Source organism: Hydrogenophaga sp., from assembly GCF_018780385.1.
In the GTDB taxonomy this organism is placed as follows: Bacteria; Pseudomonadota; Gammaproteobacteria; order Burkholderiales; family Burkholderiaceae_C; genus Hydrogenophaga.
The window spans coordinates 1-17973 of sequence record NZ_JADMJO010000052.1 but is presented as its reverse complement, the minus strand read 5'-3'; the positions used below and the strand labels follow the sequence as shown (position 1 = coordinate 17973).

The 17973-nt window shown below is 68.0% G+C and carries 12 protein-coding genes and 2 pseudogenes; 11 read left to right on the top strand and 3 right to left on the bottom strand.

Going from position 1 to position 17973, the window contains the following annotated elements; translation table 11 throughout:
* Positions 1 to 188 (bottom strand): annotated as a pseudogene (locus tag IV113_RS17000) (cation diffusion facilitator family transporter); the annotation flags it as partial.
* A gap of 82 nt (positions 189 to 270) precedes the next feature.
* Here IV113_RS17000 and glgB point away from each other — a divergent pair.
* The 10 genes from glgB (at position 271) to IV113_RS16950 (ending at position 14685) form a co-directional block, all read left to right on the top strand.
* Positions 271 to 2187: a 1,4-alpha-glucan branching protein GlgB gene (glgB, locus tag IV113_RS16995; RefSeq protein ID WP_291087274.1), complete on the top strand. Its 1917-nt coding sequence runs from the start codon at positions 271 to 273 to the stop codon at positions 2185 to 2187.
* Positions 2184 to 4352 (top strand): glycogen debranching protein GlgX, encoded by a 2169-nt coding sequence (gene glgX / locus IV113_RS16990; protein ID WP_291087272.1) that lies wholly within the window; start codon positions 2184 to 2186, stop codon positions 4350 to 4352. Before glgB ends, glgX begins: the two co-directional genes overlap by 4 nt.
* Positions 4349 to 5854 (top strand): 4-alpha-glucanotransferase, encoded by a 1506-nt coding sequence (malQ, locus tag IV113_RS16985; protein ID WP_291087270.1) that lies wholly within the window; start codon positions 4349 to 4351, stop codon positions 5852 to 5854. Before glgX ends, malQ begins: the two co-directional genes overlap by 4 nt.
* A 95-nt stretch (positions 5855 to 5949) precedes the next feature.
* Positions 5950 to 7209, top strand: a complete 1260-nt coding sequence (glgC, locus tag IV113_RS16980) for a glucose-1-phosphate adenylyltransferase (RefSeq protein ID WP_291087268.1) — start codon at positions 5950 to 5952, stop codon at positions 7207 to 7209.
* Positions 7206 to 8726 (top strand): glycogen synthase GlgA, encoded by a 1521-nt coding sequence (glgA, locus tag IV113_RS16975; protein WP_291087266.1) that lies wholly within the window; start codon positions 7206 to 7208, stop codon positions 8724 to 8726. Before glgC ends, glgA begins: the two co-directional genes overlap by 4 nt.
* A 56-nt stretch (positions 8727 to 8782) precedes the next feature.
* Complete coding sequence (locus IV113_RS16970; RefSeq protein ID WP_291087265.1) at positions 8783 to 11251, top strand: glycogen/starch/alpha-glucan phosphorylase; 2469 nt, start codon at positions 8783 to 8785, stop codon at positions 11249 to 11251.
* A gap of 14 nt (positions 11252 to 11265) precedes the next feature.
* Positions 11266 to 12774: an ATP-binding protein gene (locus tag IV113_RS16965; protein ID WP_291087263.1), complete on the top strand. Its 1509-nt coding sequence runs from the start codon at positions 11266 to 11268 to the stop codon at positions 12772 to 12774.
* On the top strand, positions 12771 to 13412 hold the full coding sequence (locus tag IV113_RS16960; RefSeq protein ID WP_291087261.1) for a response regulator: 642 nt from the start codon (positions 12771 to 12773) through the stop codon (positions 13410 to 13412). Before IV113_RS16965 ends, IV113_RS16960 begins: the two co-directional genes overlap by 4 nt.
* A 104-nt stretch (positions 13413 to 13516) precedes the next feature.
* Positions 13517 to 14008: a heme-binding protein gene (locus tag IV113_RS16955; RefSeq protein WP_291087260.1), complete on the top strand. Its 492-nt coding sequence runs from the start codon at positions 13517 to 13519 to the stop codon at positions 14006 to 14008.
* Entirely contained in the window at positions 14005 to 14685 is a 681-nt protein-coding gene (locus tag IV113_RS16950; RefSeq protein WP_291087258.1) for an ankyrin repeat domain-containing protein, read from the top strand. The genes IV113_RS16955 and IV113_RS16950 overlap by 4 nt, the downstream gene beginning before the upstream one ends.
* A 294-nt stretch (positions 14686 to 14979) precedes the next feature.
* Here IV113_RS16950 and tyrS read toward each other — a convergent pair whose 3' ends face one another.
* Entirely contained in the window at positions 14980 to 16242 is a 1263-nt protein-coding gene (gene tyrS, locus IV113_RS16945) for a tyrosine--tRNA ligase (RefSeq protein WP_291087256.1), read from the bottom strand.
* 200 nt (positions 16243 to 16442) lie between these two features.
* On the opposite strand from tyrS, the gene IV113_RS16940 reads away from it, so the two are divergent.
* Positions 16443 to 17798: a M23 family metallopeptidase gene (locus IV113_RS16940; protein ID WP_291087254.1), complete on the top strand. Its 1356-nt coding sequence runs from the start codon at positions 16443 to 16445 to the stop codon at positions 17796 to 17798.
* A gap of 73 nt (positions 17799 to 17871) precedes the next feature.
* On the opposite strand, the pseudogene IV113_RS16935 reads toward IV113_RS16940, so the two are convergent.
* Positions 17872 to 17973 (bottom strand): annotated as a pseudogene (locus IV113_RS16935) (iron-sulfur cluster insertion protein ErpA); the annotation flags it as partial.

Sequence of the window (17973 nt, the reverse complement as noted above, 5' to 3'; positions counted from 1 at the left end):
GTCACCATCACCAGGCCGAACACCGCGCTGGCCAGGTTCACCAGCGACTCCATCGCGTCCGACAACAAGCCCACCGAGTCGGTGATGAGCCAGGCCCCCGTCTTGAGGGCGATGGTCATGAGGGCCACCACCACCGAGGCCATGAGCAAGCGCTGTGGGGTGAGCAGGCGGGCGCGGTCGGGGGTCATGCCGTCATTGTCTTCCACCGCCCTGAAGGAAATGTCTGCTCGGGGCGCGCGCGGTGCCAGAATGGAACGACCCACAGCAAACATGACCCCAACGCCGCCCCCACCCCACACCGCAGGCCCCTCCTCCCCCAGCTTCTGGCTCGGCGAGACCGATGTCTGGCTGCTGGCCGAAGGCAAGCACCTGCGCCCCTGGCAGAAGCTCGGCGCCCACGCCACCACGCTGGACGGACAGGCGGGCACTGCGTTCGCCGTCTGGGCGCCGCACGCGCGGCACGTCGGACTGGCGGGCGACTTCAACCAATGGCGCGCGCAGCCCATGCGCCTGCGCCCCGAGTGCGGCGTGTGGGAGTTGTTCGTGCCCGGCGCGGCGGTGGGCGACTGGTACAAGTTCGAGGTGCAGGGCAGCGACGGCCGCCACGTCTTCAAGACCGACCCCTACGCCCGCGAAACCGAGCTGCCGCCGGGCAACGCCGCGCGCGTGTGCGAGCCCCTGCGGCCACCTGCCGACCGCGGCGTTGCAGCGCACGAGCGCCCCGCCGCGCCCATGGCCATTTACGAGGTGCACGTGGGCTCCTGGCGCCGCCCTGACGGCCCGCACACCGTGCCCACCTGGGACGATCTCACCACCCACCTGGTGCCGTATGCGGTGGACATGGGCTTCACCCACCTGGAGCTGCTGCCGGTGAGCGAACACCCGTTCTACGCCTCATGGGGCTACCAGCCCACCGGCCTGTACGCGCCCACCGCGCGCCACGGCTCGCCCGATTCGTTCCGCCGCTTCGTGCAGGCCGCGCACGCCGCCGGGCTCAAGATCATCCTGGACTGGGTGCCCGCCCACTTCCCCACCGACGAGCACGCGCTGGCCCGCTTCGACGGCACGGCGCTGTACGAGCACGCCGACCCGCGCGAAGGTTTCCACCGCGACTGGAACACGCTCATCTACAACTTCGGCCGCTTCGAAGTGCGCAACTTCCTGGTCGGCAACGCGCTGTTCTGGGTCGAGCAGTACGGCATCGACGGCCTGCGGGTGGACGCGGTGGCCTCCATGCTCTACCGCGACTACAGCCGCCCGGCCGGCGAGTGGATTCCCAACGAGCACGGCGGGCGCGAGAACTACGAGGCGATTGCCTTCCTGCGCGAGGTGCACGAGGTGCTGCAGCAGGAAGCGCCGCGCGCCACCACCTACGCCGAAGAGTCCACCGCGTTCCCGCGCGTGACCGGCCCCGTGGCCGAGGGCGGGCTGGGCTTCGACCACAAATGGAACATGGGTTGGATGCACGACACGCTGTCGTACTTCGCGCTCGACCCGATCCACCGGCGCTGGCACCACCACAAGCTGACCTTCGCGATGATGTACGCGCACACCGAAGACTATGTGTTGCCGCTCTCGCACGACGAAGTGGTGCACGGCAAGGGCTCCCTGCTGACCAAGATGGCCGGTGACCGCTGGCAGCAGTTGGCCAACCTGCGCGCGCTCTACGCCTGGATGTACGCGCACCCGGGCAAGAAGCTGCTCTTCATGGGCGCCGAGCTGGCCCCGCCCACCGAGTGGGACCACGATGCCGAGCTGCCCTGGCACCTGCTGAATGACCCGGCGCACGCCGGCGTGCAGCACCTGGTGCGCGACCTCAACCACATCTACCGCAGCGCGCCGGCCCTGCACGCGCGCGACACCGACCCCTACAGCTTCCAGTGGCTGGTGGTGGACGATGCCGACCACTCGGTGCTGGCCTTCGCGCGCTACGGCCACGCGCTCGAAGACACGGTGGTGGTGGTGGCCAACCTCACCCCCATGGTGCGCCACGGCTACCGCGTGGGCCTGCCGCACGGTGGGGACTGGCACGAGCGGCTCAACACCGACTCCAGCCACTACGGCGGCAGCAACGTGGGCAACCACGGCCGCGTGCTGGCCGAAGACCTGGCACAGCACGGCCAGCGCTGGTCGGCGAACTTCACCTTGCCCCCCCTCGCGGTGCTGTGGCTCCAACCCGGGACATGACCCCCTCCTGCGCCGCTCCTGCGTTGGGTGCGCGTCCCTGCAGCCAGGAAAGCGTGGACGGCGTGCGCTTTGCTGTCTGGGCGCCCGATGCCCATGCATTGGACGTCTGCCTGTTCGATCCCGGTGCGCCGGTTGAACAACGGCGCGTGGCCCTGCAGCCCGGCGGTGATGGCGTGTGGTCGGCTTTCGTGCCCGGTGTGGGTGCCGGCCAGCTCTACGGCCTGCGCGCCAGCGGCCCGTGGTTGCCCGAGGCCGGCCACCGATTCAACCCCGCGCGCCTGCTGCTTGACCCCTGGGCGCTCGCCCTGGTGGGCGACACCGACCGCCTGGCACTGCAGACCGGGCACGCCTGCGCCGACCCGCTGCACCCCACCCAGGCCTGGAGCGAACACCAGCCCGACCCGACCGACAACGCCGCGCACATGCCACGCTGCGTGGTGGTGGATGCGCAGGCCGAGCTGGCCGCAGGCTCGGAAATAGCGCCCGGCCCGGCCATCGCAGGTGAGCGCGTGGTGATCTACGAGGCGCATGTGAAAGCCCTCACCCGCCTGCATCCCGAAGTACCCGAGCACCAGCGCGGCACCTACGCCGCGCTGGCCCACCCCGCCGTGGTGCAGCACCTGCAGCGCCTGGGCATCACCACGGTGTGCTTGCTGCCGGTGCACCAGCACATCAGCGAGCGCCACCTGATCGAACGGGCCTTAAGCAACCACTGGGGCTACAACACGCTCAACGCGTTTGCGCCGGAGCCGGCGTACGCCGCAGCCACCGGCGGGCAGGCCCCGGCCAGCGCCGCCGACGCCGCAGCCGTGCGCGCCGAGTTCCGCCAGATGGTCGACACCCTGCACCGCGCGGGCATCGAGGTGGTGCTCGACGTGGTCTTCAACCACACGGCCGAGAGCGACCTCAACGGGCCCACGCTGAGCTGGCGCGGCCTGGGCCAGACCCACTGGTACGCCATGGGCGAACACGGCGTGCCACACAACTTCAGCGGCACCGGCAACAGCCTGGCGTTCAGCGAACCTCGCGTGCAGCAATGGGTGATGGACAGCCTGCGCTGGTGGGTGCAAGCCTTCGGTGTGGACGGTTTCCGTTTTGACCTCGCGGTCTCGCTGGGCCGCGACGCCGCACTCGGCCACGCCTTCAACCCGCGCAGCGCAATGATGGACGCGATGGCGCAAGACCCGGTGCTGCGCGGCGTGCGCCTGATCGCCGAGCCCTGGGACGTGGGACCCGACGGTTACCACACGGGTGGCTTCGAGGCCGGCTGGTGGGAGTGGAACGACCGCTTCCGCGACGGCGTGCGCGCCTTCTGGCTCGGCCACCACGGCACGCGCGGCGAACTCGCCACGCGCACGTGCGCCAGCGGCGATCTGTTCAACCAGCGCGGCCGACGACCCACCGCGAGCGTGAACATGGTCACCGCGCACGACGGCTTCAATCTGGCCGACCTCATCGCCTACCAGCACAAGCACAACGCCGCCAACGGTGAAGACAACCGCGACGGCCACGGCCACAACCTGAGCGCCAACGGAGGCACGGAGGGCGCGACCGACGACCCCGTGGTGCTGCACCGCCGTGGCCTGTGGCGCCGCGCCCTGCTGGCCACGCTGTTCTGCGCGCAAGGCACACCGCAGCTGCTGGCCGGCGATGAGTTCGGCCACAGCCAGCAAGGCAACAACAACTGTTACTGCCAGGACAACGAGACCACCTGGCTCGACTGGGCCCACGCCGACACCGAACTCACCGGCTTCGTGGCCGGTCTTGCAGCCCTGCGGCGGGAGCACCCCGGCCTGCGCCACGCGCACTGGTTCAGCGGCGAGGGCACCACGCCAGACATCGCCTGGCTCGACACCGACGGACTCCCCATGCGGTCCGAGGTCTGGCAAGCGCGCGACCGCCACACGCTCACGGCCCTGATCACCGTGGCGGAAGGCGACGCACCGCCCTTTGAGCGTCTGCTGCTGGTCTGGCACGCTGACCACGGCCACGGCCAGCTCACGTTGCCGCCTGGCGGCTGGGTTGTGCTGCTGGACAGTGCATGCGCCCGGGTGGCACGGCCCGGCCAGGCCCGCGACACGGTCACCGGCCGGCTGGCGCTGCGCGAAGCCGGCGTGTGGTTGCTGGTCCAGGGCTTGCATGCACCCGGCGGCACCCCGCCATGAACACCGCCATCCACCCCTTTCTGTCGCGCCGCACCAGCGGCGTGTTGCTGCACATCACCAGCCTGCCCGGCCCCAACGGCTCGGGTGACCTCGGCATCGGCGCGCGCCATTTCGTGGACTGGCTTGCGTCGGCCGGCCAGTCGATGTGGCAGATCCTGCCGCTGTCGCCCGCCGGCCCGGGCAATTCGCCCTACCAGAGCGTGTCGGCCTTCGCCGGCAGCCCGCTCATGGTCGATCTGGACGACCTGGTGCAGATGGGCTGGCTGCCCTGGATACCGACCCAGGGCTTCGACCATCTCCACTGCGACTTCGAGCGCGTGGCGCCCTGGCGCATGGCCTGCCTGCGCAAGGCCTGGGAGGGTTTCAGCCAGCGCGCCAGCGACGACTGCCGCGAGGCACTGGCCGACTTCTGCACCGACCACGCGCACTGGCTCGACGACTACGCCCTCTTCATGGTGCTCAGCGAGCGCCACATCGGCAGCTGGTCGCAGTGGCCCGCGCCGCTCGCGCAGCGTGATCCGGTGGCGCTCGACGAGGTGCGACAACATTCGCCCAAGGCGTTGGGCTTCTGGCAGTTCGTGCAGTGGCGCTTCTGGGTGCAGTGGCAGGCGCTGCGCGACTATGCCCGCGGCCGCGGTGTGCAGATCGTGGGTGATGCACCCATCTTCGTGGCGCACCACAGCGCTGACGTGTGGGCTCACACCGACCAGTTTCTGCTCGACGACGATTTCGAGCCCGACGTGGTGGCCGGTGTGCCGCCCGACTACTTCAGCGCCACCGGCCAGCGCTGGGGCAACCCGCTCTACAACTGGCCGGTCATGGCGCAGAACGGCTACCGCTGGTGGAAGGACCGCGTGGAGCACCTGTTCCAGCAAGTCGACGTGGTGCGGCTGGACCACTTTCGCGGTTTTGAGGCGCATTGGGAAATCCCGGCCAGCGAGCCCACGGCCGTGGCGGGCCACTGGCAAAGCGGCCCGGGCCTGCCGCTCTTCGCGGCCCTGCAGGCGGAGCTGGGCCCGCTGGCCATCATTGCGGAAGACCTGGGCCTGATCACACCCGAGGTGACGGCACTGCGCCAGGCCTGCGGCTTTCCCGGCATGCGCATCCTGCAGTTCGCCTTTGGCGGCGATGCGGCCAATCCCTACCTGCCGCACAACCTGGAGCGCAACTGCGTGGCCTACACCGGCACGCACGACAACGACACCACCCTGGGCTGGTGGCGCTCCGCCTCTGCGCACGACAAGACCGCCGCGCGCGCCTACCTCGGCCCCGCGGTGGACACCGAGCCGCACTGGACGCTGATCACCGCGCTGTCGCAGTCGGTGGCCAACACCCTGGTGCTGCCGTTCCAGGACGTGGTGGGCCTGGACGGCAAGCACCGCATGAACACGCCCGGCCAGGCCACGGGCTGCTGGGAATGGCGCTTCGACTGGCGCCAGGTCGATCACCACCCCGCCGAACGCCTGCTCGCCTTGACGCGCGCACACGGCCGAATACCCTGAATGGCAACAGCGGTGCCCGTTCCCGTTTCAAAATTCCCGTTTCAATGAGCCAGTGCGCACCAAGACGCACCCGCCCCCAACCACTGGAGACAAGCATGGAAAAGACATCGCCCCAGCAACTTGCCAAGCGCACCATTGCGCTGGTGCTGGCGGGCGGACGCGGCTCGCGTCTGCACGCCCTGACCGACCGGCGCTCCAAACCCGCGGTGTACTTCGGTGGCAAGTTCCGCATCGTCGACTTTGCGCTCTCCAACTGCCTGAACTCGGGCGTGCGCCGCATCGGTGTGCTCACGCAGTACAAGTCACACAGCCTGCTGCGCCACCTGCAACGCGGCTGGAGCTTCCTGCGCAACGAGTTCAACGAGTTCATCGACCTGCTGCCGGCCCAGCAGCGCATGGACGACCAGAGCTGGTACCTCGGCACCGCCGACGCCGTCTACCAGAACCTGGACATCCTGCGGGCGCACAAGCCGGAGTACATCCTGGTGCTCGCCGGCGACCACATCTACAAGATGGACTACGCCACCCTGATCGCCGACCACGTGGCGCTGGGCAAGAAGTGCACCGTGGCCTGCATCGAAGTGCCGCTGGCCGAAGCCACCGCCTTCGGCGTGATGGACATCGATGCCGATCGCAACGTCGTGCGCTTCCTGGAGAAGCCGGCCCAGCCGCCCCACATGCCCGGCAAGCCCGACACCGCTCTGGCCAGCATGGGCGTGTACGTGTTCAACACCGAGCACCTGTTCGAAGCGCTGAAACGCGATGCGAGCACACCTGGCTCCAGCCGCGACTTCGGCAAGGACATCATCCCGGCCATGGTGGCCGCCGGCGACGCGGTGGCGCACCCGTTCGGCATGTCGTGCGTGAAGAGCACGCCCGAAGCACCGGCCTACTGGCGCGACGTGGGCACGGTCGACGCCTACTGGGCCGCCAACCTCGATCTCACCAACACCATCCCCGAGCTCGACATGTACGACCGCGAGTGGCCGATCTGGACCTACCAGGAGCAGCTGCCACCGGCCAAGTTCGTTTTTGACGACGACGGCCGCCGTGGCTCGGCGGTGGACTCGCTGGTCTCGGGCGGTTGCATCATCTCGGGCGCGCTGGTGCGCCGCTCGGTGCTGTTCTCCCGCGTGCGCGTGCACTCATATGCGTCGGTGGAAGAGTCGGTGATCCTGCCCGAGGTCGACATCGGCCGCAGCTGCGAACTGCACAAGGTGGTGATCGACAACGGCTGCGTGATCCCACCGGGCACCAAGATCGGCGTGGACGCGGCGGAAGACGCGCGCCGTTTTTTCCGCACGCCGAGTGGAGTCGTTCTGGTCACCAAAGAAATGCTGGACAAACTGGAATGACCCTCAAGGTTCTTTACGTCTGCTCCGAAGTTTTCCCGCTGCTCAAGACCGGCGGGCTGGCCGACGTCAGCGCGGGTCTGCCGCCGGCGCTCAACGCCCTGGGCGCCGATGTGCGCCTGTTGTTGCCCGCCTTTCCCGGCGTGGTGGCCGGCGTCACGCCCGAAGGCCCCACCTTGCTGGTGCCCGCCGGGGGCAGCAGCGGCCTGCCCGCCGGCCTGGGACCGCAGCCCGCCAGCGCCCACGGCCCCACGCCATGGCTGCGCGCCGGACGCATCACCGACAGCGGCATGCCGGTGTGGCTGCTGCACGCGCCAGGTCTGTACGAGCGCAGCGGCAACCCCTATCTGGACGAGCACGGCCGGGCATGGCCCGACAGCGCCGAACAATTCGCCTGGCTGGGCTGGGCCGCAGCACTCCTGGGCACCGGTCTGGACAGCGGATGGCTGCCCGATGTGGTGCACGGCCACGACTGGCACACCGGCCTGGCCTTCGCCTACCTGCGCGAACTGGCGCACACCGCCGAGCACCGGCCGGCCAGCGTGTTCACCGTGCACAACCTGGCCTACCAGGGCGTGTTCAACGCCGGCCTGCGCCCGCGCCTGGGCCTGCCCGATGCGCTCTTCCACCTGCAGGGCTTGGAGTTCCATGGCCAGATCAGCTTCATGAAGGCCGGGCTGAAATACAGCGACGCCATCACCACCGTGAGCCCGACCTACGCACGCGAGATCACCGGCACCGAACAAGGCTGCGGTCTGGACGGCGTGCTGCGCCAGCGCCAGGCGCAACTGCACGGCATCTTGAACGGCGTGGACGACGCGGTGTGGAATCCGCAGACCGACCCGCTGGTGCAACCCGGCTTTGACGCCGACCACCTGCAAGGCAAGGTCCTGGCCAAGGCCCGCCTGCAACAGCGCATGGGCTTGGAGCCCCGGGCCGATGCGCTGCTGTTCTCGGTGGTGAGCCGCCTCACCGAGCAAAAAGGCCTGCACCTGCTGCCCGCCGTGGTGGACGAGCTGGTGCAGCGCGGTGGGCAACTCGCGGTGCTGGGCTCGGGCGACGCGGCCATCGAACAAGCCCTGCGCGACTGCGCGCAGCGCCACCCCGGCCAGGTGGCGCTCACCGTGGGTTACGACGAAGCCCTGGCGCACAGCGTCATGGCCGGCGCCGATGTGATCCTGCTGCCCTCGCGCTTCGAGCCCTGCGGATTGACCCAGCTCTATGGCCTGCGCTACGGCACGCTGCCGTTGGTGCGCGCCGTCGGGGGCCTGGCCGACACCGTGGTCGACTGCAGCCTGGAGAACCTGGACGATGGCAGCGCCAGCGGCTTCGTTTTCCACGAACTCGATGTGGGTGGCCTGCTCTCGGCCATGCGCCGCGCCTTTGCACTGCAGCGCCGCCCGGCCGACTGGCGCGCCGTGCAGCGCCACGCCATGTCGCAGCGCTTCGGTTGGGACCATGCGGCCAGCGACTACCTGCGGGTCTACGCCTCGGTCATGCCGGCCTCGCCCAGCACCTGAGCACCTGCACGTTTATTGCTACTGCCCTTCAGCACCCCAACGAACGCCCCAACGCCATGCCCAACACGCAGCCCACCCTCGATCCTGTCCCGTTCGAATACGACCACCTGGACAACGGCGTGGACGCCCTGCGCAGGTCCATCGCCAACCGCTTGATCTACTCGGTGGGTCGAGACCCGCGCTCGGCCACCCGGCGCGACTGGCTGTTTGCCCTGTTCCACGCCGTGCGCGACCGCATGATGCACCGCTGGCGCGAGACCCTGGCCACCTCGCAGGACAGCGACGCCAAGCGTGTGTACTACCTGTCGATGGAGTTCCTCACCGGGCGCGCGCTGACCAACGCCCTGCTCTCGGTGGGCATCCTCGACGAGGCCCGCACCGCCTGCACCCAGCTCGGTGTGGACTTCGACGCGCTGATCGACCTGGAATCCGACGCCGGCCTGGGCAACGGTGGCCTCGGACGGCTGGCGGCGTGTTTCCTCGACTCCATGGCCACCGTGGGTGTGCCCGGCATGGGCTACGGCATCCGCTACGACTACGGCATGTTCGCGCAGCGCATTGTTGACGGCCGCCAGATTGAAGAGCCCGACTACTGGCTGGTCAACGGCAATCCCTGGGAATTCATGCGCCCGGAGTTCAGCTACACGGTGCAGTTTGGTGGGCGCCTGGTGCAGGCTGACGAGCAGGTGCGCTGGGTGGAGACCGATGACGTGATCGCCACCGCCTACGACACCGGCGTGCCCGGCCACGAACTCAGCAGCGTGGCCACCATGCGGCTGTGGACCGCGCGCGCCACCAGCGGCATCAACCTCGACGCCTTCAACAAGGGCGACTACATGCGCGCCGTGGAGGCCAAGAACGAGTCGGAGAACGTCTCGCGCGTGCTCTACCCCGACGACAGCACCGAGCACGGCAAGGAACTGCGCCTGCGCCAGGAGTACTTCTTCGTCAGCGCCTCGCTGCAGGACATCGTGCGCCGCTTCCTCAAGCACCAGGGCGACTTCGCGCTCTTCGCCGACCGCGTGGCGATCCACCTCAACGACACGCACCCCGCGCTGGCCGTGCCCGAGCTCATGCGCCTGCTGGTCGACGAGCAAGGTCTGGAGTGGGACACCGCCTGGAGCATCTGCAAACGCGTGTTCAGCTACACCAACCACACGCTCATGCAGGAAGCGCTGGAGACCTGGCCGGTGGAGCTGCTCGGCCGCCTGCTGCCGCGCCACCTGCGCATCATTTACGACCTGAACGCGATTTTTCTGGCCGAGGTGCACGAGCGCTTCCCCGGTGAAAACGACCTGCTGCGCCGCGTGTCACTGATCGACGAGCGTGGCCAGCGCCGCGTGCGCATGGCCTACCTCTCGGTACTGGCCAGCCACAAGGTCAATGGCGTCTCGGCCCTGCACAGCCAGTTGATGGTGCAGACCATCTTTGCCGACTTCGCGCGGCTCTACCCCGAGCGCTTCTGCAACAAGACCAACGGCATCACGCCGCGGCGCTGGCTCTCGCAGGCCAATCGGCCACTGGCCAGCCTGATCGACGCGCGCATCGGCACCACCTGGCGGCGCAATCTTGACGAACTCGAACAGCTGCGCCCGCTGGCCACCGACCCCGAGTTCGTCAGCGCCTTCCGGGACGCCAAGGCACAAAACAAGCGCCGGTTGGCCGAGCGCATCGCCCTTGAGACCGGCGTGATCGTGAACCCCAACAGCCTGTTCGACGTGCAGATCAAGCGCATGCACGAGTACAAGCGCCAGCTGCTCAACGTGCTGCACGTGGTCACGCGTTACCAGCAGATCCTGGCGCACCCACACGCCGACTGGGTGCCGCGCACGGTGGTGTTTGCCGGCAAGGCGGCCTCGGCCTACTACATGGCCAAGCTGGTGATCAAGCTCATCAACGACGTGGCGCGCGTGGTCAACCACGACAAGCGCGTGGGCGACAAACTCAAGGTGGTGTTCATCCCCAACTACCGCGTGTCGCTGGCCGAGGTGATCATTCCCGCAGCCGATCTCTCCGAGCAGATCTCCACCGCCGGCACCGAGGCCTCGGGCACCGGCAACATGAAGTTCGCGCTCAACGGTGCGCTCACCATCGGCACCTGGGACGGCGCCAACATCGAGATCGCCGAACACGTGGGGCTCGAGCACATCTTCATCTTCGGCCACCGCACCGAGCAGGTGGCCGCCCTGCGCGCCAGCGGCTACAACCCGCGCCGCTACTACGACCACAACTACGACCTCAAGACCGCCATCGACCGCATCGCCGAAGGCGCCTTCAGCCCCGAGGAGCCCGGACGCTTCCACGACATCACGCGCACCTTGCTGGAGTCCGACTACTACCTGCTGCTGGCCGACTACACGGACTACCTGGCCACGCAGCACAAGGTGGATGCGCTCTACCGCAACCCGGCCGAATGGACGCGCCAAGCCATCATGAACGTGGCCGGCATGGGCGCGTTCTCGTCGGACCGCACCATCCGCGAATACGCCAGCGAGATCTGGAACGTCAAGCCGCTGTTTCCCTGAACCGGCGCCGCGCCATGAAGGCGCGTGCCAGAATCCGCCGCATGCGGCAGCCCTGGCGTTTTTCGTGGTGGTGGGTGCTCGGCGGGGCGGTGATCGCTCTGGCCGGCGCGGCCGCCATCGCGCGCCAGTCGCTGGAGCAACAGCGCGCCCTGTTCGAGACCGACGCGCGCATCGTGCACCGGCTGCTGAGCCAGCAGGTGGTGCAGCACGACGCGATCCTCGCCACGCTGGCGCTGCTGCAGCCCGCGCCCGCCGCGCCCGCTTCACCTGGAAAGGGCTCGCCCGAGCAGCGCCTGCCCTCGCTCTACCCACGCATCCTGTCGGTGCAACGCAGCGACGCCACCACCCCCTGGCCCGACCCCGCGCTGGCCGAGGCCGAGCGCCTGTCGCGCCAGAGCGGTCGCGCGGCGCTCGCGCCGCTGGACCTGCAGAGTGGCCGCTACCGGCTGGTGCTGGCGGCCTCCCCCGCGAGCTACGCGCTCACCATCGACCTGCAGGCCCTGGTGCCTTGGGCCGAGTGGCCGATGGCCGCCGAGACCAGCGCGGTTCGGGTCGAGCTGGAGCATGCCGGTCAGCACCACGTGGTCCAGCCGGGCCGACTGCGGACGGGCACCGGCTCGCGCTTCGAGTTCCACAAGGTGGTGGCGGCCGAGAGCCAGCCCTTTGACGTGGTCGCCACACAAACCGTGGGCTGGCGCCAGTGGCCCTGGGCCCGCATGGCCGTCTGGATGCTCGCGGTGGCCACGCTGCTGGCGGCGGTGCGGCACCTGCAGCGCCAGCGCATCGCCCGCCGCCGCGCCGAAGAATTGCTGCGCCTGGGCCAGGTGGCGCGGCTCAACACACTGGGCGAACTCGCCGCCGGCATGGCACACGAGCTCAACCAGCCGCTGACCGCGGTGCTCGCCAACACCCAGGCCGCGCAGCGCCTGCTCGACGACGACCCGCCCGAACTGGCCACAGCGCGCGGCGCCATGGCGCAGGCCGCCGCACAGGCCCGGCGCGCCGCCGAGGTGGTGGGCCGGCTGCGCCGCGCGGTGGAACGGCCCGACAGCGGCGGCCAGCACCAGGCCGTGGACGCGGTGGAAGCGGTGCGCCGCGCGCTGTACCTGCTGGAGCCGGAGTGCCAGCGCCGCAGCGTGTTGCCCGCGCTCGAAGGCACGTCAGCGCTCAGCGTGATGGCCGACCCGGTGGCGCTCGACCAGGTCGTGCACAACCTGATCCTCAACGCGCTGCAGGCCCTGGAGCAGGTGCCCCCCGCGCAGCGCCGCCTCACGCTCACCTTGCGCACCGTCGATGGTCTGGGCGAACTCACGGTGACCGACAGCGGGCCGGGCATCGCGCCCGAGGTGTTGCCGCGCCTGTTCGAACCCTTCTTCTCCACGCGCGAAGGCGGTCTGGGCCTGGGGTTGAGTCTGTGTGAAACGCTGGCCAGCGGCATGGGCGGGGCGCTCAGCGCGGCCAACGCAGCGTCGGGTGGTGCGGTGTTCCGGCTGCGGTTGCCACTGGCGCGGGCTGAGGCATGAGCACGGACACGCTCTCACCCACCGTGCACCTGATCGATGACGACCAGGCGGTGCGCGACAGCCTGGCCCTGTTGATCGGTACCGTGGGCCTGCGCGTGCAGCCCTGGAGCGACCCGCAGGCCTTCCTGAGCGAGTTCGACCGCGAGGCCATTGGCGCGATCGTGCTGGACGTGCGCATGCCCGGCATCAGCGGCCTGAGCGTGCTCGACACCCTGGTGGCGCGGGGCGTGGACCAACCCGTGATCATGCTCACCGGCCACGGCACGGTGGAGATGTGCCGCCGCGCTTTCAAGGCCGGTGCTGCCGAGTTCCTGGAAAAGCCGGTGGACGACGAGGCGCTGCTCGAAGCGCTGCAGAACGCCGTGCGCCAGCACGTGCGATCGCGTCAGCGCCACCAGGCCGACCGCGCGGCGCGTGAGCGCTTCGGGCAGCTCTCCGAACGCGAGCGCGAGGTGCTGGGCCTGATCGTCGAGGGCCTGACCAACAAGGAAATCGGCCGCGCGCTGGGCCTCTCGCCACGCACGGTGGAGACCCACCGCGCCAACCTGTTTGCCAAGCTGCAGGCGCCGTCGCTGGCGCAGCTGATCCGGCACTACGCCGCGCTGGTCGATGCAGGTGACACGAACGGCACCGCGTAGTTCTACGGAGGGCCGCGCGTAGCCGCCCGAATGGTGGTTTGCCGCGCGAATTTCTACAGTTCTCCCACGGTTGATCAAACCGTTCCACACCCCCGGAGAACTCCATGACATTCGCTGCAAAGACTTCCTTCCTCGCCCTGTCCCTCATCGCCGCCGCCGCCAGCGCACAGAGCGTTCGCGTGGAGAAAAACATGTCGCTGGACCTGGCCAACCAGATCGCCACCGCCACCGTCGCTTCGTGCAGCGCCAGCGGCTACAACGTGACCGCGGCCGTGGTGGACCGCGCCGGCTCCCTGCGCGCCCTGCAACGCGCCGACAACGCCGGCCCGCACACCGTGGGCGCCGCGCAAGGCAAGGCCTACACCTCGGCCTCGGCACGCAACACCACCGCCGCCATGCTGGAGAGCGTGCAGAAAAACCCCGGCGCCGCGACGCTGGTGGACATTCCGGGTTTCCTGGTGCTGGGCGGCGGCGTGCCGGTGAAGGTGGGCAACGAGGTCATCGGTGCCGTGGGTGTGGGCGGTGCGCCCGGTGGTCATCTGGACGAGCAGTGCGCGAACGCGGGCATTGCCAAGGTTGCCGAGTTGTTGAAATGAAGACGCTGTTGTTGGCCTTCGCGCTGGTCTTCACCGGTGCAAGCGCCCAGGCCCAGGTCGCCCCCAGCGCGGCCGAAGCTGCGGCCTCCACCGGGCTGCACGCAGCGGCTCACCAAGGCGACGCAGCGAAGATCGCGCGCCTGGTGGCCGGTGGCGCAGCAGTGGACGCCACCGACGCACACGGCCGCACGCCGTTGCACGTGGCCACGTTCGCGCGCCAACGCGAAGCGGTGCGTGCTCTGGCGAAGGCGGGCGCCGACATCAATCGACTGGAAAATGACCGCTACGACGCGGTGACGATCGCCTCGGTCGCCGACGACGAGGACACGCTGCGTGTGCTGCTGCAACTGGGCGCGAGCGCGAAGCAGACCACCAGCCGCTACGACGGCACCGCCCTCATTGCCGCCGCGCATCTGGGGCACGACGGCGTGGTGCGCCAGTTGATCGCCGCCGGTGCACCGCTGGACCACGTGAACAACCTGCACTGGACGGCCACCATCGAAGCCGTGGTGCTGGGCGACGGTGGCTCGCGTCACCAGGCCACGCTCAAGGCCTTGATCGATGCGGGCGCGAACCTGCAGCTGGCCGATCGCCATGGTCAGACGCCGTTGGCTTTGGCGCGGTCACGTGGCTACTCGGCGATGGTTCGCATGCTTGAGATGGCCAGGGGCAAGTGAGCTTCTTCGCCTGATGAACTGGCGCGGCCGACTCCGCGAATGTCCCCCGGCGGCTGGAGCCGCCTCCTCCTTTATTTCGCTGCGTCGGCCACACCAGCTCATCAGGCAGCCAACATCGGAGCAAGCCAACGCAGGTGCGCCACCACCTCGTCAGATCGAAGCGGCATTGCGCTCTGCGCAGCGAAATCAAGGAGGAGGTGGCCGCAGGCCACCGGGGGACATTCGCGGAGCAGAGCGCAATGCCGCTTCGATCCCGCAAAGGTCAATGAACGAAGCGCGACGTGCGAAAAACAATCAGCTCAAAGAAACACGAGCAAACTTCCGCTTCCCCACCTGCACCACAAACGTCCCGGCAGGCAGCTTCAAGCCCTTGTCGCTGATGACGGCGCCATCCACACGCACACCCCCACCCTCGATCAAACGGTTGGCCTCACTGGTCGAGGGTGCCAGACCCGCCGACTTCAGCAGCGATCCGATGCCCAACGGCGCGCCCGAAAGCGATACCTCGGGAATCTCGTCAGGCACACCGCCCTTGCTGCGGTTGATGAAGTCCTGCTCGGCCGCATCGGCCGCCGCCTTGCTGTGGAAACGTGTCGTGATTTCCTTGGCCAGCGCCACCTTCGCGTCCTTCGGATTCGCACCTTGGGCAATCGCCTGCTTCAAGCCTTCGATGTGCTCCAGCGACTGAAACGACAGCAGCGTGTACCAGCGCCACATCAGCGTGTCGGAAATGCTCAACACCTTCGCAAACATCGAGTTCGCCGCTTCCGTGATGCCGATGTAGTTGTTCTTGCTCTTGGACATCTTGTCCACGCCGTCCAGGCCTTCCAGCAGCGGCATCGTCAGGATGCACTGCGGCTCCTGGCCGTATTCGGCCTGCAGGTGGCGGCCCATCAGCAGGTTGAACTTCTGATCGGTACCACCGAGTTCGAGGTCACTCTTGAGCGCCACCGAGTCGTAACCCTGCATCAACGGGTACAGGAATTCGTGCACGCTGATGGGCGTGCCGGCCTTGAAGCGGTCGTGGAAATCGTTGCGCTCCATCATGCGCGCCACGGTGTACTTGGCCGCCAGCTGGATCATGCCCATCGACCCCAGCGGCAGGCTCCATTCGCTGTTGTAGCGGATCTCCGTGCGCGCCGGATCCAGCACCAGGCTGGCCTGCTTGTAGTAGGTTTCGGCATTGGCCTGGATCTGCTCGGTGGTGAGCGGCGGGCGCGTGTTGTTGCGACCCGAAGGGTCGCCGATCAGGCTGGTGAAATCACCGATCAGAAAGATCACCTGGTGCCCCAGGTCCTGCAACTGGCGCATCTTGTTGAGCACCACCGTGTGGCCGATGTGGATGTCGGGCGCCGTCGGGTCCAGCCCCAACTTGATGCGCAAGGGCTGCCCGGTCTTCTCCGACTGTGACAATTTTTTAACCCAGTCGGCCTGGGGGATCAATTCTTCGCACCCCCGAAGTGTCACGCTCAAGGCATTTTTCACACCGTCTGTCAGCACGCCGTCAACGGGATTGTTTTGATGAGTACTTTGTGCTTCTTGGGTGCTGGGTTTCATAAGCGTTTTCTCAGATGCAGGCTACATGGCGCTGGCTATACTTCGCGCCGAGTGACGGATTTTAGTTGGCGCGCTTTTTGCACATCTCAGACCCAGCTCATCGCACAGGCGCAATTCGTGTGAACTTGTTCCGCCTGGGCCTATCAGCCTGTGTGTGCCATCCAACAGACCGTTGGACCTCTTTCCAGGAAACACCGATTTTGATCCGCTCGCTGCTCCAGTCGCTGACCCAGGTCGCCGACGCCACCCGCCAGAGCCTCGCCAGGCACCCCCGCCGCATCATGGGCGGCATTGGCGCCTTGCTGCTGGGTACCGGCGTCACCGCCTTCGGCATCGCGCCGCTCGCACCCGACGCCGCCAACCTCCCCGTGCGCCAGATTGTCGAATCGCTCGACGCCTCCGCGTTCGCTTCCGCCAACTTGCTCGGCGCCCCCGCCACCGACTTCGTGCTGTTCCGCAGCGAAGTGACCCGGCGCGACGACACGGCCCAAAGCCTGTTGCAGCGCCTGGGCGTTGTCGATTCCGAAGCCCAGGGTTTCCTGCGCACCGACCCCACGGCCCGCCAGTTGCTGCAAGGCCGCGCAGGCCGCCTGGTGAGCGTGGAAACCAACGACCGCCAGGAACTGCAACGCCTGACCTCGCGCTGGCTTGCCAGTGACGACCGCAAGTTCTCCCGCCTGGTGATCGAGAACAGCCCTCAGGGTTTCAAGTCGCGGCTGGAGACGGGTGAACTCACCGCTTCGGCCCGCCTGGCCAGCGGCGTGATCCGCAGCTCCCTGTTTGCCGCCACCGACGCGGCCAACATCCCCGACCCGGTCGCCGTGCAGCTGGCCGAAATGTTCTCCAGCGACATCGACTTCCGCCGCGACCTGCGCCAGGGCGACCGCTTCAGCGTGGTCTTTGAGAGCCTGGAAGCCGATGGCGAGAGCATGCGCACCGGCCGCGTCCTCAGCGCCGAGTTCGTCAACAACGGCCGCAAACACGAAGGCGTGTGGTTTGAAGAGCCCGGCCAGCGCGGCGCCTACTATGGCTTCAATGGCGAGAGCTCACGCAAGTTCTACCTGTCGTCCCCGCTGGAGTTCTCCCGCGTGAGCAGCGGCTACGGCATGCGTTTTCACCCCATCACGGGCGGGCGCAAGGCCCACATGGGCGTGGACTACGCCGCTCCCACCGGCACGCCTGTGCGCACCATCGGCGATGGCGTGGTCGAGTTTGCCGGCGTGCAGCGCGGCTACGGCAACGTGATCTACATTCGCCACCGCAGCAACCAGACCACGGTGTTTGCCCACCTGAGCCGCATTGGCGTGCGCCAGGGCCAGAAGGTTAGCCAGGGCGACTGGATCGGTGCTGTGGGGTCCACCGGTGCCTCCACCGGCCCGCACCTGCACTTCGAGTTCCGCGACAACGGCATTCATCAAGATCCCCTGGCCATTGCCCGCCAGAGCGAGTCCATCCCGATCAACCCGGCGGCCCGCCCCCGTTTTGATGCCTTGGCCCAACTGCAGCGGGTGCAGCTCAACGCCGCGGCCAGCGTTCAGCAGGCCAGCGCCGAATAAGCCCGCAACACGCAGGCAACAAAAAGGGGAGCTTGAAGCTCCCCTTTTTTGTTGGCGCGAGGCCTTCAGCGAATCAGACGCTGAAGCTGGATCCGCAACCGCAGGTGCTATTGGCGTTGGGGTTCTTGATCACGAACTGCGCGCCTTCCAAGTCTTCCTTGTAGTCGATCTCGGC

Coding starts and splice junctions, on each gene's coding strand:
- glgB (WP_291087274.1), top strand. CDS start 271: ATGACCCCAACGCCGCCCCCACCCCACACCGCAGGCCCCTCCTCCCCC.
- glgX (WP_291087272.1), top strand. CDS start 2,184: ATGACCCCCTCCTGCGCCGCTCCTGCGTTGGGTGCGCGTCCCTGCAGC.
- malQ (WP_291087270.1), top strand. CDS start 4,349: ATGAACACCGCCATCCACCCCTTTCTGTCGCGCCGCACCAGCGGCGTG.
- glgC (WP_291087268.1), top strand. CDS start 5,950: ATGGAAAAGACATCGCCCCAGCAACTTGCCAAGCGCACCATTGCGCTG.
- glgA (WP_291087266.1), top strand. CDS start 7,206: ATGACCCTCAAGGTTCTTTACGTCTGCTCCGAAGTTTTCCCGCTGCTC.
- IV113_RS16970 (WP_291087265.1), top strand. CDS start 8,783: ATGCCCAACACGCAGCCCACCCTCGATCCTGTCCCGTTCGAATACGAC.
- IV113_RS16965 (WP_291087263.1), top strand. CDS start 11,266: ATGAAGGCGCGTGCCAGAATCCGCCGCATGCGGCAGCCCTGGCGTTTT.
- IV113_RS16960 (WP_291087261.1), top strand. CDS start 12,771: ATGAGCACGGACACGCTCTCACCCACCGTGCACCTGATCGATGACGAC.
- IV113_RS16955 (WP_291087260.1), top strand. CDS start 13,517: ATGACATTCGCTGCAAAGACTTCCTTCCTCGCCCTGTCCCTCATCGCC.
- IV113_RS16950 (WP_291087258.1), top strand. CDS start 14,005: ATGAAGACGCTGTTGTTGGCCTTCGCGCTGGTCTTCACCGGTGCAAGC.
- tyrS (WP_291087256.1), bottom strand. CDS start 16,242: ATGAAACCCAGCACCCAAGAAGCACAAAGTACTCATCAAAACAATCCC.